Annotated in this window: 12 protein-coding genes; 1 reads left to right on the forward strand and 11 read right to left on the reverse strand. The window is 70.6% G+C overall.

From position 1 onward, the window contains the following. Nucleotides 1-26: 26 nt before the first annotated feature. The 9 genes from OG509_RS32835 to OG509_RS32875 all read right to left on the reverse strand — a co-directional run bounded on the left by OG509_RS32835 (nt 27) and on the right by OG509_RS32875 (nt 10,999). Nucleotides 27-1,418: a phosphotransferase gene (locus tag OG509_RS32835; protein ID WP_399543258.1), complete on the reverse strand. Its 1,392-nt coding sequence runs from the start codon at nt 1,416-1,418 to the stop codon at nt 27-29. Beyond that, a complete protein-coding gene (locus tag OG509_RS32840) occupies nt 1,415-2,263 on the reverse strand; it encodes a class I SAM-dependent methyltransferase (protein WP_406186244.1) in 849 nt (282 codons plus the stop codon). The genes OG509_RS32835 and OG509_RS32840 overlap by 4 nt, the downstream gene beginning before the upstream one ends. Beyond that, nucleotides 2,260-3,519 (reverse strand): protein-L-isoaspartate O-methyltransferase, encoded by a 1,260-nt coding sequence (locus OG509_RS32845; protein ID WP_406186245.1) that lies wholly within the window; start codon nt 3,517-3,519, stop codon nt 2,260-2,262. The genes OG509_RS32840 and OG509_RS32845 overlap by 4 nt, the downstream gene beginning before the upstream one ends. Continuing rightward, nucleotides 3,516-4,889 carry an MFS transporter gene (locus OG509_RS32850; RefSeq protein WP_406186246.1) on the reverse strand — a complete coding sequence of 458 codons (1,374 nt, stop codon included), beginning with the start codon at nt 4,887-4,889 and terminating at the stop codon, nt 3,516-3,518. Before OG509_RS32850 ends, OG509_RS32845 begins: the two co-directional genes overlap by 4 nt. Further along, nucleotides 4,886-5,446: an NUDIX domain-containing protein gene (locus tag OG509_RS32855; RefSeq protein WP_406186247.1), complete on the reverse strand. Its 561-nt coding sequence runs from the start codon at nt 5,444-5,446 to the stop codon at nt 4,886-4,888. The genes OG509_RS32850 and OG509_RS32855 overlap by 4 nt, the downstream gene beginning before the upstream one ends. A gap of 416 nt (nt 5,447-5,862) precedes the next feature. Beyond that, nucleotides 5,863-6,348 carry a PolC-type DNA polymerase III gene (locus OG509_RS32860; protein WP_406186248.1) on the reverse strand — a complete coding sequence of 162 codons (486 nt, stop codon included), beginning with the start codon at nt 6,346-6,348 and terminating at the stop codon, nt 5,863-5,865. 326 nt (nt 6,349-6,674) lie between these two features. Then, on the reverse strand, nt 6,675-8,690 hold the full coding sequence (locus OG509_RS32865) for an ABC transporter ATP-binding protein (RefSeq protein ID WP_406186249.1): 2,016 nt from the start codon (nt 8,688-8,690) through the stop codon (nt 6,675-6,677). A gap of 604 nt (nt 8,691-9,294) precedes the next feature. After that, nucleotides 9,295-10,008 carry a 2'-5' RNA ligase family protein gene (locus tag OG509_RS32870; protein WP_406186250.1) on the reverse strand — a complete coding sequence of 238 codons (714 nt, stop codon included), beginning with the start codon at nt 10,006-10,008 and terminating at the stop codon, nt 9,295-9,297. Between the two features lie 40 nt (nt 10,009-10,048). Then, the gene (locus tag OG509_RS32875) at nt 10,049-10,999 is read right to left on the reverse strand and encodes an LD-carboxypeptidase (protein WP_406186251.1); all 951 of its coding nucleotides are present in this window, start codon (nt 10,997-10,999) and stop codon (nt 10,049-10,051) included. Between the two features lie 236 nt (nt 11,000-11,235). Between OG509_RS32875 and OG509_RS32880 the strand changes: the two genes are divergently transcribed. After that, the gene (locus OG509_RS32880) at nt 11,236-11,616 is read left to right on the forward strand and encodes an HIT domain-containing protein (protein ID WP_362238203.1); all 381 of its coding nucleotides are present in this window, start codon (nt 11,236-11,238) and stop codon (nt 11,614-11,616) included. Nucleotides 11,617-11,799: 183 nt separating this feature from the next. On the opposite strand, the gene OG509_RS32885 is transcribed toward OG509_RS32880, so the two are convergent. Continuing rightward, nucleotides 11,800-12,927: a hypothetical protein gene (locus tag OG509_RS32885; RefSeq protein WP_406186252.1), complete on the reverse strand. Its 1,128-nt coding sequence runs from the start codon at nt 12,925-12,927 to the stop codon at nt 11,800-11,802. An 81-nt stretch (nt 12,928-13,008) separates the two neighbouring features. After that, nucleotides 13,009-13,851: a TauD/TfdA dioxygenase family protein gene (locus OG509_RS32890; protein WP_406186253.1), complete on the reverse strand. Its 843-nt coding sequence runs from the start codon at nt 13,849-13,851 to the stop codon at nt 13,009-13,011. Between the last annotated feature and the right edge of the window lies 1 nt (nt 13,852).

Raw genomic sequence — 13,852 nt, forward strand, 5'->3', positions numbered from 1 at the left:
GTCGGGTGCGGTGGATGGTGTGCTGTTCACGGGCGTCCCGCAGCACGAAGCCGGGCCAGGGATCGTCGGCCGCGCTCGATGAGCTCCGGATCACCGTTGGCGGCGCCATAAGCGATTCCTGACACGGAGTCCAGGACCGTCAGGACCTCCATGTACTGCTCCTCGGCCGGGGTGGGTGGGCGCCCGTATCCGTCGATCAGGGCCTCGAACAGATCGGGCCGGCCATGCCAGGCATCGGCCAGGCGCACGAAGTCCCGGACACCGGGGCCTTCCTCGCTCCGCTCGAAGTCGATCACGTGCAAGGTCTTGGCGACCGGGTCCCACAGGAGATTCCTCAGCTGGAAATCCCCGTGGGTTGGCACCGTGGCCAGGACCGGCAGACCGGCGGCCCGCCCGGCCACCGCCTTCACGAACTCCTCGTCCCCTGGAGCGAGGAGCAGGCGCGCGGAGTCCAGGTGCCGCTCGAGCTTCCCCAGGGGCAGTACCGGGCCGGTGGCCGGGCGGGCCGGGGCGCTGGCGTGGATGGCGGCCGCGAGCCGGCCGATCCGGTGGAAGATCAGCTGCTCTTCCTGCGGCGGGTGGACGGCGCCGTGTAGAGGGTGTCCCGGGACCGCGGTGATGACGACGGCACGCAGCGCCGGCTCGGCTGCCACCAGGCGGGGTGCGGCCGCGCCCAGGCGGGGGACCCAGCCGCGCAGGGCGTCCACCTCCCGTTGGTGGAACCGGTCGTTTTGATGGATTTTGACGAACCAGACGCCGCCTCCCACGCCGTCGGCCTGCCACACGCGGCTGGCCTCCCGTGTCCAGGAGACGTCCGTCCAGGTTCTGATTCGCCCGACGGCCTGCTCGGCGAACTCCCGCACCGCACTCTCGGGTCCGACGGGGCCGGCTGGTCCGAGCGCGGAGGGAAGGGCACGGCGGCGGTCGAGAGCCGGGGTGTAGGCGATCGGGTCCCCGGGTTCCTGGAAATGGAGGGCCATCACTTCTCCGGCCCGGTAGGTGTCCAGCCCTGCCTTGCAGTAGGCGACTATGGGCTCCGGGAGGGCGTCGAGGGAAAACCAGCCCATGGCGTCGCACACGGCCGGCTCGCGGACTGCGGGGATGCCCTGCCACGCGCTGACCTCGAAAAACGCTCCGATTCGGCTTCGGCCGCCTGGACCGCGGTGGTGCACGGTGAGCGCGTAGCGGACCTGCGCCGGGTCGATGGTGATCCCGGCCTCTTCCTGGGCCTCGCGAATCAGCGCGGTACGCATGTCCTCGTGCGGGCCGTCGATATGACCTGAGACGAGGTGCCACATGCCCGATGCGTAGATGTCGCCGGCGCGGCGGGAGAGCAGAACCTCGGGTCCCACATCCGTGTCGCGGCGCAGGATGAGGTGAACGTCGACGGGTTCGCGGTGTCGCTGCGGGCCACTCATGACGCGGCCTTGGGCCGGCGGGCGGTCAGGACGGTGAACACGGCGTCCTCGCGCAGGATCCCGCCCTTGGCGTACGCGGCGAGCAGGTCACGGGCCTCGGCTTCGAATGCCGGATGACGGTCTGCGAAATGGTCGGGGCGGGCGAAGCTGGTACTGCGCAGGTAGCCGATGACGCTCTCAGGGCGCCAGGCCCGGGTGACCGGAAACCGGTACTCGCGCACGTCACTGAACGGCGAGGCGGCGAGGTCGTCCTCGTAGGAGCGTGCCGGCTGCGTGTAGGTGCCGGTGGTGCCCGCGCGCCGGGACTCGCCCAGGTAGGTCTGGATCAGTTCCTTCAGGGCGGTCGTCCAGTCGGCCGTGTGGGTCCACAGGCTCCCGTCGCCCATCACCGCCACGACGGCGTGCGGGGCAGCCACCTGGTCGGCCATCTCCAGGACGGCCGGACGGTCCATCCAGTGGAAGGCCCGACAGCAGGTGATCAAATCGGCACGAACTTCGGGTTGTTGGGGAGTGAAGGTGTGGGCGGCGCCGGCGAAGGCGGTGGCCGTGCGTCCTTCGAGGAGGGGCTGAAGGTCGGACATCGCCTGGTCGAGCATGGCCGGGTTGACGTCGACCAAGTCGACGCGGGCGAGTCGCGGGAGAGCGGGCAGCAGCGCGCGCGGCACCTGACCGGTGCCGGTCCCGAGGTCGAGCAGGGCGGGGCCGGGCACGCCGTGCAGGGTCGCGGCGAGCAGGCGCACGGCAGCGTCCGGGATGCCAGGCCGGTAGCGGGAGTAGTCGACGGCCGTCGTACCGAAGAGCGCCTCCCCCGGGGCGGCGGCCGGTTCACCGGAACTGCTGGTCATGCGTCGTCTCCAGGGGTGGGTGAAGAGGTGGGGAGAGTCCAGGTGAGGGTCGCGCAGCGGCTGGTCACCCGCTGGGTACCGTCGGCGGCGAACTCGAGGCGGTATGCGGTGGGGGATCCGGCCGTGCGCCACCGGGCGGCGACGTCGTGGAGCTCTTCCCAGATGTCGCGGGGCCCGGCCACCGTGATCTCCCATCGGCGGTGTCCGGCCCGGCGCGCCCGCATCCAGGATCCGCAAGCAGGTGCGCCGATGGTCAGGTCGTCGGCGGCGAAGTCACGGACGAGGCCGGGCCGCAGGGCGCCGAGCGCCGTCCAGAAGCCCCGGTCGGTGACCGCCGGCGGTTCGAGGCGGCTGACCTGCGTCCGCAGGCCGTCCTCGGTGGCGATCCGTTTGCGGAATGTGGCCGACAGGAACACCTGGTCGAAGCCGGCGCCGGCGCGGTGCCCGAACTCCACCGCGCGCAGCTCGGCCCGCACCCGCCCGGTCGCGGTCTTGGTGATGACGGCGAGGCCGGGCCAGGACGGCGACGTGGCGCCCACCGTCATCAGCGCGCGGCCACCCGGCGCGAGCTGCGCCACCAGCGCGGGCGGGACATGGGGTAGGCCGAAGGAGACGAAGATCCTGTCGTACGGCGCCCCGCCGGGCCAGCCCTCTCTCCCGTCGCCGGTGACCACGGCGGGCCGGTACCCCAGGGCGAGGAGGCGGGCTCGTGCGGCATCACCCACGTGCGGGTCCATATCGAGGGTGACGACGCCCGCGTCACCGCAGATGAAGCACCCCACGGCGGCGGTGACCCCGGCGCCCGTGCCGACGTCCAGGAAACGCTGGCCCGGCTTCAGGTCCAGCAGGGTGAGCAGGGGCGCGGTCATGCCCATGGTGCTCGACATCGCGGTCATCGAACCCCCGGACCGGGGGCCGGGGACCCGCCCGAGGAGAGGCTCGCCGGCGTGCTGGACCGGCACGCTGCCCCCGCTGTGGAGCAGCTCCCGCAGCTCGTCCCTGTCCTCGGGTCGCGCCCACTCCAGTAGTTCCCAGTGCGGTGGCGTCTCGTCGGGGGCCGAGCGGCGCACGTACGCCTGCGGCATCAACACCTCGCGTGGCAGCGCGAGCAGTGCGTCACGGACCGGTCCGGTCGTAAGGTCACCGGAATCCTCCAGGCCGGCCACCATCTCCGCCCGGCCGGCCGCGGAGCCCAGGTCTGCCGCCGCACGGGCGGTGGGTGCCGGTTCGGTGTTCCGGCTGGTCGGCCGGGTCATGGGGCTTCTCCGTCCATCGAACGTTCCCGGCTGGCGTCTGTGGCTGCCGCCGGCCCGGGAGCGGGTACGACCGTGCCGGGGACGTCGGGTGGGGCCGGGGTTTCGGGCATCTGTCGCAGGCCGCGCAGCGGCGAACGGGCAAGGACCACGAGCGGCACGACGAGCAGCAGGGCCCCGGTGACCAGGGCGGGCCGGACTCCGGCCGCAGTGCCGAGGCCGCCGGCGAGCAGTGCGCCCAGTGGCCGGGCCCCGGAGGTCAGGCAGGTACTCACGGACTGCATCCGGGCCTGCATGCTCCGGTCTGTGATGATCTGCCTGATCGAACGTTGGGTCGTTCCTGCCGCCCCGGCGCACGCGAGCTGGACGAACAGGGTGGCGCCGATCGTGATTTCCCAGCCGGTGCCGGGGGACGCGAGCAGCAGCGGGATCTGCGTCAGCGGGGTGAGGGCGAGCGCGCCGAGCATCATCGGCCCGGGCCCGACGTGACGCGCGACGGCCGGGGCGGACAGGGCCCCGGTGGCCGCGCCGAGGGCTCCGAAGCCCAGGACCATACCGAAGACGGCCGGGGGCATCGCCAAGGATCGCAGCAGGTACAGGCCCCACAAGGTGTTCAGGATGGCCAGCGCCAGGGACGTCGTCGCGTTGACCCACGTGAGCACCGAAAGACGGGGATCGCCGTGAACGTACCTCCAGCCCTCTGCGATCTCCGCCCCCAGCCGGCGCCGTGCGGCCGGCGCCGGCACGCTCTCGCGGGCCTGGATCCTGGCCGTGCACCAGGCGCTGAACAGGTAGGAGCCGACGTCGCCGAGCAGGGCCCGGGCCGGGCCGAGCAGTGCGGTCAGGGCGGCGCCGAGGCTGCTGCCGCCGGTCGCCGCCACCGCGAACAGCGCGCCGACGCGGCTGTTGCTCCGCTGGATCAGCGACCGGTCGACCAGCCCCGGCAGCAAGCTGATCGCCGCCGCGTCATGCAGTACCCCCGCGGCGCCCTGCACCGCGGCGACGGCCATGAGTTGCGCCAGACTCAGCGTCCCCAGGGCCGCGGCCACCGGGACCGTCGCCAGCGCCGCAGCGCTGACCAGATCACCGGTGATCATCTGCTTGCGCTTGGCGTACCGGTCAGCGAGCGCCCCGGCGTGCAGGGCGAGGAGCGCGGGCGGGAGCTGGCCGAGGAACGCGAGCATGGCGACCTGGCCGGGCGTGGCGTCGAGTTCGAGGACGGCCAGTACCGGCAGGGCCATGGAGCTGATCGAGCTGCCCGCCACGCTGGCGCTCTGCCCGGTCAGGTACCGGCGGAAGTCGCGGTGCCGCCACAGTGAAGGCCTGACGTCACCCCCTGTCGCCGCGGCCGGGGAGCCGGGGGAGGGCTTCATGCCGGCCATCCCAGTTCGGAGTACGGCACGCCGCGGCCGATCGCCTCGATCGCGGTCCGCGTGTACGCGACGACGGGTTCGGGCAGTTGGGCCGGGTCCGCCCACACCCACTCCAGACACTTGTCCGGCTCCCGGAGCTGCGGCTCTCCCGCCCATGTCCGGGCCCTGAAGACGAGGCCGATCCGGGGCTGGTCGTCCCCGCCTTCGTCGACCATGTGCACGGTGTGCACCAGCTCGACGTCCCCCGGGTCGATGGTGAGGCCGGCCTCTTCCTCCGCCTCGCGGACCAAGCAGGCAACCGCTCCTTCGCTCTCGCAGTGCCCTGCCAAGAAGTGGTAGTGCCGGCCTGCGAACGCGACGTCGGGGTGGCGCAGCCCGAGGAGGATCCGACCGTCCTCCCGCTCGAGGTAGAGGTGAACACCGAGGACATTCAGCCGGGCGCGGCTGCCCCCGGCTGCCGGCGGCTTGTCGTCATCGCGGAGACGGACCAGGTGCTGGCCGGCGCCGTTGGCCAGGAGCGCGGCAGTTCCGCGCGGTTCCTCGGGGTTTTCAGTCATGCCGGACTCCTGGGGATTGGTGGTGGGCGAAGCGCGGTGCGGTCCGGCACTGGGGCCGGTGCGGGGGCGGTGTCGGGGAAGGCAGGGTTGCGTGCGTGGCGTGAACTGCCGGGCCCGCCAGGGGATGTGCGCGGCTGTGTGAGGCGTCAACTGCTCTTGTGCTGAGGGGTTGTTGTCGCGGGACTGATGATGTCGGGTTCAACGACGACACCCACCTGATCGAACGTGCGTGTTCCAGCCGAAGAGGGTTCCGTATCCGGCCGGGGCCGTGGCCTGGTGCAGGGTGCATCGACCCTTTCCGTGCGCGGGTCCCGCCACCCTGGGGTGATGGCCGAAACGCCGCTGTTGATACGGGAAGGCGGACCCGGATCTGCGTCCCGGGCCGGGGGTCCTCCTCGTGTGGCGGCCGGGGGTGGTCAGAACAGTCCGCTCTGGGCGGGTTCCGTGGCTTTGGCCCGGCACCCCGCGGTCTCCTTCAGGGCGCTGAGGGTCTTGAAGGCGCCCGTGGCGTCGGCGTCGTCGATCAGCCGGCCGAAGACCTCGGCGGTGACCTTGACGTCGGCCATCGCCCGGTGCCGGTCCGCGGGCCTGGGGATCTTGTAGTGGGCCAGGAGCGTGTCGAGCCGGTAGTTCCTGAGGTCGGGCAGGAGGTACTTGGCGAGCGGGATCGTGTCGATCAGATCGGTGGCGGCCAGCACGGGGCAGGCCTCGCGATGGCGGAAGATCATGCCGCTCTCGACGCTGGCGTGGTGCGCGACCAGGAGATACGGGCCAGCCGTCAAGCGGGCATCCAGCGCTGCGAGTGCCTCGCCGGCTGCGGGCGCGCCCGCGACCATCTCGACGGTGATGCCGGTCTGCCAGGTCCCGAGCGGTGTGATCGGGGCGAACGCGGGCGGCCTCATGAGCGACTCGAACGCCCGGTCCGCTCCCACGCTCCCGCGGCCCGGAAGGACAAGGCGAGGGCCGCGACCTCGATTGGCTGGGGCGGATACCCGCGGGGCGTGGTCCCCTCAAAGTCGATGATCACGAACGTGATCTCCCGGAACTGCGGGCAGTCGGCTGTCAAAGCTCCCACGAGATGGCCTCCTTGAAGTACCTGATGGTCACGGCGGTGACAGGTTCGGACGCGGCAGCCGCCGCGTGATCCGCCAGGGCACCAGCCAGGGCCGGGGCGAACCGCTGCGGACACCGGGGCGAGTGCGCGCCCAGGACCTGTCCGTCAGCGTGGTCACCCCCGGCCGTCGGTCTTGGTGTCGGTGGTGGCATCACGCTGGGCGGGCAAGCTGTCGGTGAACGCGGAGGCCTGTACGAGGTACGCGGTTCGGAAGTCTCCGGTACTGGTGGCCTGGTCCATCAGCTCCGAGAAACTGCCCGACTCGGCGACCTGGCCGTCCTTCATGACGTGAATGACATCCGCGTGGCGCACCGAATGGAGACGGTGAGTGATGAGCACGATCGTCTGACCCGTCTCCGCCGCCAGCGCACGGATCTGATCAAATACCCGCTGCTCAGCAACCGCGTCGAGGGCACTGGTCGGCTCGTCGACCACCAGGATTTTTGCGTGCCTGTACACAGCGCGGGCGATGCCCAGCATCTGCCATTCCCCACCGGAGGCGTCCTTGCCTCCCTTGTAGCCACGCCCGAGGAGCGTGCCGAGGCCGCGGTGCAGGGCGTCGATGAAGCGGCTGGCGCCGGAGAAGGCCGCCGCCTCGTGCACCGCCTGGTCCTCAATGGGCTGGTCGGGCCTGCCGATGCCGATATTGACCCTCACCGTAAACGGCCACCTGAAGAAGCTCTGCGACATCAGGGCGATGCGGGCGAAGATCTGATTGCGGTCGGCCTTGGCGGCGTCGACGCCGTCCCACCAGATCGTGCCGCCGCCCTCGTCGGGCAGGTGCAGGCCGGCCAGGAGCTTGATCAACGTGGACTTGCCTGAACCGTTGGCCCCGACGAGGGCGATGACCTTACCCATGGGGAAGGACAGGGACACTTCCCGCAGGGTCGGCTCCAGCACTTCGCCGCTGCTGCCCGGGTAGGTGAAGGTGACCTTCTCGAAGCGGACTTCCCGCACGGTCTCGGGAAGGTCCTCGCCGGTCGCCGGGATCGCCCGCGCCTTCGCCTCCACACAGAGGCGATCGAAATCCGCTACGAAGAGTGACTCTTGGTGCAAATCTGCCATCTGTAGGACGAGTCCGTCGAGGCTGGCGGCGCCGGTGCGGATGGCGAGGACCGCGGTGCCGGCGACGGCGAGGTCCATCCGTCCGCTCCACAGCAGCAGTCCGAGTGCGCCGTACGTGAGCAGGGTCGCGGCGCCGGATCCTGCGTCGGCGATCAGTCCGATCCGGGCCGCGTTGCGTGCGAGCCGGGTCTGCTCGCGCTCGCTGGTCTCGGCCATCTCCCTAAAGTGCTCCAGAAGGAAGGGACCGACGCCGTGGACCCGGACCTCGGCGGCGGCTTCGCGCTGGGTCAGCAGCTGGCCCAGGAGGTGTCCGGCCCGCGCGTGCTGCACGAAGGTGTGGAAGGAGATGTAGCGCTGCTTGGAGATCGTCAGCGAACTCCAGGCGCTCGGCAGCGTCATCAGGACCAGCAGAGGCAGGAGCGCGATGTGCAACACGGTCAGCACGCCTGCCGCCGCGATCAGCGAGATCCCCGAGTTGAGGGTGTTGGTGCAGTAGCGGATCATCCGGCGGGCGGAGTCGGCGCCGTAGCGGGCGGCATCCAGGAGGCGGTGGAATTCGTCGTCCTCGATCGCCGAGAGCTCGACCTGGTGGACCAGCCCCAGGTAGCGCTCCGTTGCGACTCGCTGCACCTTCGGCTCCAGCTCACCGGTCGCCGCCGTCGCCGCGGACCGCAGGAGCGAGCCCAGCAGCGCGGTCAGCGCGACCACCACGAGTGCCGGCACGGCCCGGGCCAGGCGGTCGTTCGTCGTACCGCCGGCCAGAATGTGGCCCAGGACGCTGTTGACCGCGACCAGCCCGACAGCCTGGGTGATGCCGCGTCCGACCTCGGCGCCGAGCACCACGCGAAGGGCGCGTGCGTCCGCGAGGTGGGCGAGCTTCAGGCCGGTGGCGGCCATGCTGGGCAGGGCCTTGGCCATGGTCCACAGGCCCAGCTTCAGCCAGGCACCCTCGTGCTGGTCCCAGCCGACGTCGTAGGCGAGCTCCCCGCCGAACAGCAGCCGCTCGGAGTCCGAGACGCTCTGCGCCGCCGCGTCCTGCGGTGCCGGGTCCTCGTGTTTGGTCATTCGCTTCGCCCCGTATCCGGTCGTGGTGAGCGGTGGTCCTGAACGGCCGCGTCGTCGGCGTGGTGCTGGAACAGAGCGCGCGGGGTACCGCAGCTGTTCTTGGGATGCCTGGGCACGGTTCGGGGTGCAAGGGGGATCTGGGCGGGATGCATGGGGTCCTCCGGGAGGGCGTGTTGGAGGCCGCCTCCTCGGGTTGCGGAGGTGGCGGTTTCTGAGCGAATGAGGTGGAGGCAGTGAGTACAGCGCAGGCCGGTGGGAGGAGCAGCGCGATCTGGCCGACCTTGCGACGCTCAGGCCCTTCTCATGGCCGCTGATCGTTTCCGGCTGCCGCCGGCTTCCCAGGCCGGCGCGGACGCGAGGTTGGCCTGAACCCGATGGTGCGGGGCCGGTCCTTGGGAAATCCCTTGTGGATGGTGTGCCGGGTCGTTTCGGACCGCGGGCCGTCTGGTCCAAGGCTTCTTGGCTGTGGGCATGGGCGATGGTGGGGACTGGGTCTGCGTCCGTAGACCGTGAGGCGGGCGCTCGCAGGCTGGATCGGGCCGCGGCCGGACAGGTCGAGCTCGCGCCTTGCGGGCGCGAAGTCGGCGCGTGACCGGCTCCCCGGCTACGACTGCACAGCACCGTCCAGCGCGAGCTCGTGCAGGGTTTCCCACCTGTATGCGCGTGCGTCCCGGCGGAGCTCGACCAGCTGCACCGCGTTCACCGTCAGCTCGACGGGTGAACGGCTACGCAGTGCGGCAACAGCCTGGATGGGAGTGGCGGCCTCGCGGTCACGGTTGTTGTAGAGAATGCCAAGGTGAGGACGGAAGAGAGGCGTTCCTCGGCCTCCCGGCACCCCTGCCCTTGCTCCGGCCTGCGTCAGGGCCGCATGCAGCGCCACCAGCTCCGTCCACGGCGTGAGCGTGAACCGGATCGCGCCCCGTGACCCGGCCATCGGATGGGCCAGCAGCCGGAAAGGGCGGCCGAGAGTGCCGCGCACGGCCCCGGCCAGAGCACCCAGCTGGGGGCCGGTGACCTGGGCACGGTTCCCGATCTTGGCCATGGTGATGTGGAGACCGTCCGCAGGCACCGGGTCCATTGCGAGCTCGGCCAGGGCGTTCTGGCAGGAGAGTGCCTCATCGACCAGCCCGTTGGCGCCGGCGAAGGTCACCATCCAGTAGTAGGCGCGGTGACCGGCCGTCCATCCGGGCCGGTCCCAGTGGTCGCTCATACGGCCGATGCGGGTGAACGCCGACCAGTCGGTCTCCAGCACCGCACGCGCATCATCCAGCGACGCCGGAGGCGCGGGCGGGAACGCCTTGGGGTCCTTCTCCAGCATCACCACGGCCTCCTGCGGGAGTTCCTTCGGACGCTGGTGGTCATCGCGACTCCTGTCGGGTAGCGGTCCATGGGGACGTGAGCGTGAGCGGGTGCTCGGCGGCCGCGTCCAGGCGGGCTGTTGCGCCGATGGGCAGAGTGACCTTGAGTGGGGTGTGCCCGTACGGAAGCCCGTGGGCCAGAGGCCACCCGTAGTCCTGGCACACCTCGTCGACCATCTGCGCGACCGTGATCCCCGCCGTGGGCTCGCAGCCCACGCTCTCCCCGACGATCAGTCCGGCGATCCGGTCCAGGACGCCGCAGTCCTGGAAGTGGGTCAGGGCCTGGTCGAGGAGATCGGTGGGCTTGAAGGCGTCCTCGATCACCAGGAGCGCGCCATCCCAGAGCGGCTCCCACGGGGTGCCGAGCAGGCACCGCAGCGAGGACAAGCAGCCGGCCACCAGGTGGCCTTCGGCCACGCCAGCCCGCGTCCAGGTCAGGGGTGCGTCGATCCGGGCCGCGTCGGGCCGTCCGGACAGCACCGCGGTGAAGTGCTCGAAGGTCTCGGCAGGCCCGTCCTGCGCCCAGTCCCACATGATCGACGGGCCGTGAAAGGTCACGAGCCCGGTGCGGGCGGTGATCGCGTTCAGGAGGAGGCTGGGGTCGCTGACCCCGACGATCGCCTTCGGGTGCGCGGCAATGAGCGGGTAGTCCAGGCCGGACAGGAGCCGGTTGGCGTTCTTGCCGCCGCCCGCGCACACCACCGCCGCGATCGTGTCGTCGGCGATCATGGCGTGGAAATCGTCCAGGAGGTCGGTGGTGCTGCCGGCCCGATACCCGGATCGGCCCAAGGCGTGGGCGCCGAGGACCGGCTCGAACCCTCGGGCCGTGAGCGCGGCGACCCCGCGCTCGAAGGCGGCCGGGTCGGCAGCAGGTTCGGGGGCGGAGAGGGTGACGATGCCGATCCGGTCGCCCTTTCCCAGCGGAGCGGGAAGCCGGGGTGTGGTGTTCAAGCGGTGGTCTCCTTCAGTGGCTTGCGCGGCTCGTCCGAAGGCCGAGGCCAGGGGCGGAAAGCGGTGGGTGAGGGCCTCGTCGCCCAGGCCTTGTGCGACGGAGAGAGCCGGGCCCTCCGCGGGGCCAGATGAGTACTGGTGTGCGATCGGTACTGCCCTGACGGAGGTGCGGTGTTGGCCGTCGTGAGGCAGTACCGTGGCGTCCAATCACACCCTGACGACGAAGGCGGCTCACTGTGACGACAGGTGCGGCGGTCAGCGACTTCTACTGCAACCAGGTCCTCAGCGGCCGGGTCGAAGTCGAACGGGTCGTGGAGACGGAGCGTGTCCTGGCCTACCACCACACCCGTCCGTCCTACCCGGTGCATATCGTGGTGATCCCGAAGGAGCATGTCCCGTCCCTCACGAACCTCGGAAGCGCCGGATCTGCTCTGCTCGCCGAGGTCTTGGCCGTGGTCCAAGAGGTCGCGGCCATGGTGGAGAAGGAGCACGGCGCGTGCTCGGTCAACACCAATCTGGGCCTCTACCAGGAGTCGAAGCACATGCACTGGCACCTCTTCCATCGGGGTGAGAGCGAGAGTGAAATCCTCGCGGCCTACGGCCATCACGACCGCTGACCCCAACGCCCGACCGTGACAGCGGGTGATATCGCGGACCACCGCGACCGTACGGAGGCGGGCGCGGGGGTGTGCACCGGGCCGGTCTGAGTGCACGGGCTCGCCCGTGCACGGGGTAGTTTCGGGGATGGGCCGCGCTATGGGCCGTGACCGTAGCCGCGGCCCTGCCTATGGCGGTCGGTGTCACGGTTCGAGGACCTGGAATTTGGTGGGCGCGAAGCGGCGGCCGTTGACCTGGAGGGTGAGGGTGTGGGTGCCGGGCCGGATCGTGTTGGTCGCGGTGGTCCGCACGCGGTGGGCCTTTGACAGGTTCAGGGCCTGTCCGGCTTCCGCGCTGGTGTCCTTGAGGAAGTACACCTTCTGCCTCTGGCTTCCGGTCAGGGTGGTGGAGGAAATGACGTAGCTCACGCGGAGCTTCGCCGGTGCGGTGGCGGACAGTTCCGCGGTGAAGGCCAAGGTCTCGCCTTCGCGTAGCTCATGCCGCTCCAGGTGGAGGGAGGGCAGGGTGATGGGCGGCTCGGCCGGGTATCCGAGGAACTCGTAGGCGGCGGTGTCTCCGGTCTTCAGCAGGGTCCTGAGGGCTTCGCGGGCGATGAACTCGAACTCCTTGCCGGTGGCGCGCCCGGCGTCCTTCCAGCGCTGCAGTGTCGCAAGGACGATGTCGGGGCGCTCGGCGCTGATGTCGTGGAGGTGGTTGGCGACGGAGCGGGTCACGTACCGGCTGGGATCGGTGTGCAGCTGGTCGAGGACGGGCATGGCTGCGTCGATCGCGAGGGGGATGCGGATGGACCACGGGAGGGTGGGACGGGTGGACTCGCTGGCCAGCCTCCGGACCCGGTGATCAGGGTGCTGCGCCCAGCCGTTGACGGTCGCGATCGTCTCCTGGGGGAAGTCGGCGATGAAGTACCGGGCAGCGTCCTCGGCGGTGAAGTAGGGGGTCATCCGCGCGAGGGCGTCCAGCGAGCTGGTGAGGTTGTCGTGGGTGCGGCAGTACCGGGCGACGTAGTCGGAGTGCGGGGAGTAGAGGTGCAGGCCGAAGTCCGTGGTGATGCCCGCCTCTTCCGGAGTGGCGGGCAGTGACCGGAGCAGGATGTCGAGCGCCTGTGCTCCGGATACGGGTAGGTGCTTGTGCAGGCCCGCGCTGGTACGCGCGATCCGTGCTTTGAGCGCCAGTGGCGGGAGATCCGCGATCACCTCGCGCGCGAACTGGTCGGCGTCGAAAGCGGGGCACACCGCCTGGATTTCGTGGCCGATTCGGGTGACGCGTTCCGCGTTGATCGCGGCTTCCTTCAGGGGGACCTTCTCAGTCATGCGCAGACCCTAGTGACCAGGAGCGGACCGGGATGCGGGTTCCGGCCGTGGGCCGTGTCGCGGTGGCCGGGCCGGCCGTTCTCACCGGACAGCGGCGCGGTAGAGGAGCCGCTGGTTCCGGGAGCTGTCGCAGGGCGAGGCGGTGTGCAGGACGGCCCGGTTGTCCCAGACCAGGAGGTCACCGGCCTTCCACCGGTGGGAGTAGACGTACCGGGGACTGGTCACGTGTGCGAGGAGTTCGGCCAGCAGGTTACTGGACTCCTGCGAGGTGAGGCCGACGACGTGGCGGACGGCCATGGAGCCCAGCAGCAGCGAGCGGGCCCGGGTCGCGGGATGGGTGAGGACGAGGGGGTGCTCGACTTCGGGCTGGAGGGCCAGGGTGCCGGCGGCTACGGAGGACTGGCCGCTGGCCTGGTTCTGGAGGGTGGCGAGGTGCTGGATGGAGTGGACGGCGCGCAGGTTCTCGATGCGCTGCCGAACGTCTGCGGGCAGGGCTGCGTAGGCAGTGGTGGCGTCGGCGATCCGGGTCTGCCCGCCCTGGTTCGGTGCGATGACCGAGTACAGCAGGGTCACGCCGGTCAGGTTGGGCTTGAAGCAGTTGTCGGCGTGCCACTCCTCTTCCTGGTCGCCGTCGTAGACCCCGACGCGGTGCCCGTCCTCGAGGATGTTGCTGATCGTGGTCAAGCCCGGGAAGCCGCCGACGGCGTAGCGGCGGTCGACGTCGGTGTCCACCTCGCCGAAGCAGGCGGCGACGGCCAGGAGGTCGGCGTGGTTCAGGTGCTGGCCGGGGACGACGAGCACCCGGTGGCGGTGAAGGGCCTCCTTCAGGTCCGTGGCCAGGCCGCGCGTTGTGGGGTCGGTGAGGTCCGTGTCGAGGACGGTTCCGAAGCCGTCCGCGCGCAGTGGACGAAGAGCAGAGAGCATC

Source organism: Streptomyces sp. NBC_01006 (assembly GCF_045162725.1).
Classification (GTDB): domain Bacteria; phylum Actinomycetota; class Actinomycetes; order Streptomycetales; family Streptomycetaceae; genus Streptomyces.

Coding starts and splice junctions, on each gene's coding strand:
- OG509_RS32835 (WP_399543258.1), bottom strand. CDS start 1,418: ATGAGTGGCCCGCAGCGACACCGCGAACCCGTCGACGTTCACCTCATC.
- OG509_RS32840 (WP_406186244.1), bottom strand. CDS start 2,263: ATGACCAGCAGTTCCGGTGAACCGGCCGCCGCCCCGGGGGAGGCGCTC.
- OG509_RS32845 (WP_406186245.1), bottom strand. CDS start 3,519: ATGACCCGGCCGACCAGCCGGAACACCGAACCGGCACCCACCGCCCGT.
- OG509_RS32850 (WP_406186246.1), bottom strand. CDS start 4,889: ATGAAGCCCTCCCCCGGCTCCCCGGCCGCGGCGACAGGGGGTGACGTC.
- OG509_RS32855 (WP_406186247.1), bottom strand. CDS start 5,446: ATGACTGAAAACCCCGAGGAACCGCGCGGAACTGCCGCGCTCCTGGCC.
- OG509_RS32860 (WP_406186248.1), bottom strand. CDS start 6,348: ATGAGGCCGCCCGCGTTCGCCCCGATCACACCGCTCGGGACCTGGCAG.
- OG509_RS32865 (WP_406186249.1), bottom strand. CDS start 8,690: ATGACCAAACACGAGGACCCGGCACCGCAGGACGCGGCGGCGCAGAGC.
- OG509_RS32870 (WP_406186250.1), bottom strand. CDS start 10,008: ATGCTGGAGAAGGACCCCAAGGCGTTCCCGCCCGCGCCTCCGGCGTCG.
- OG509_RS32885 (WP_406186252.1), bottom strand. CDS start 12,927: ATGACTGAGAAGGTCCCCCTGAAGGAAGCCGCGATCAACGCGGAACGC.
- OG509_RS32890 (WP_406186253.1), bottom strand. CDS start 13,851: ATGCTCTCTGCTCTTCGTCCACTGCGCGCGGACGGCTTCGGAACCGTC.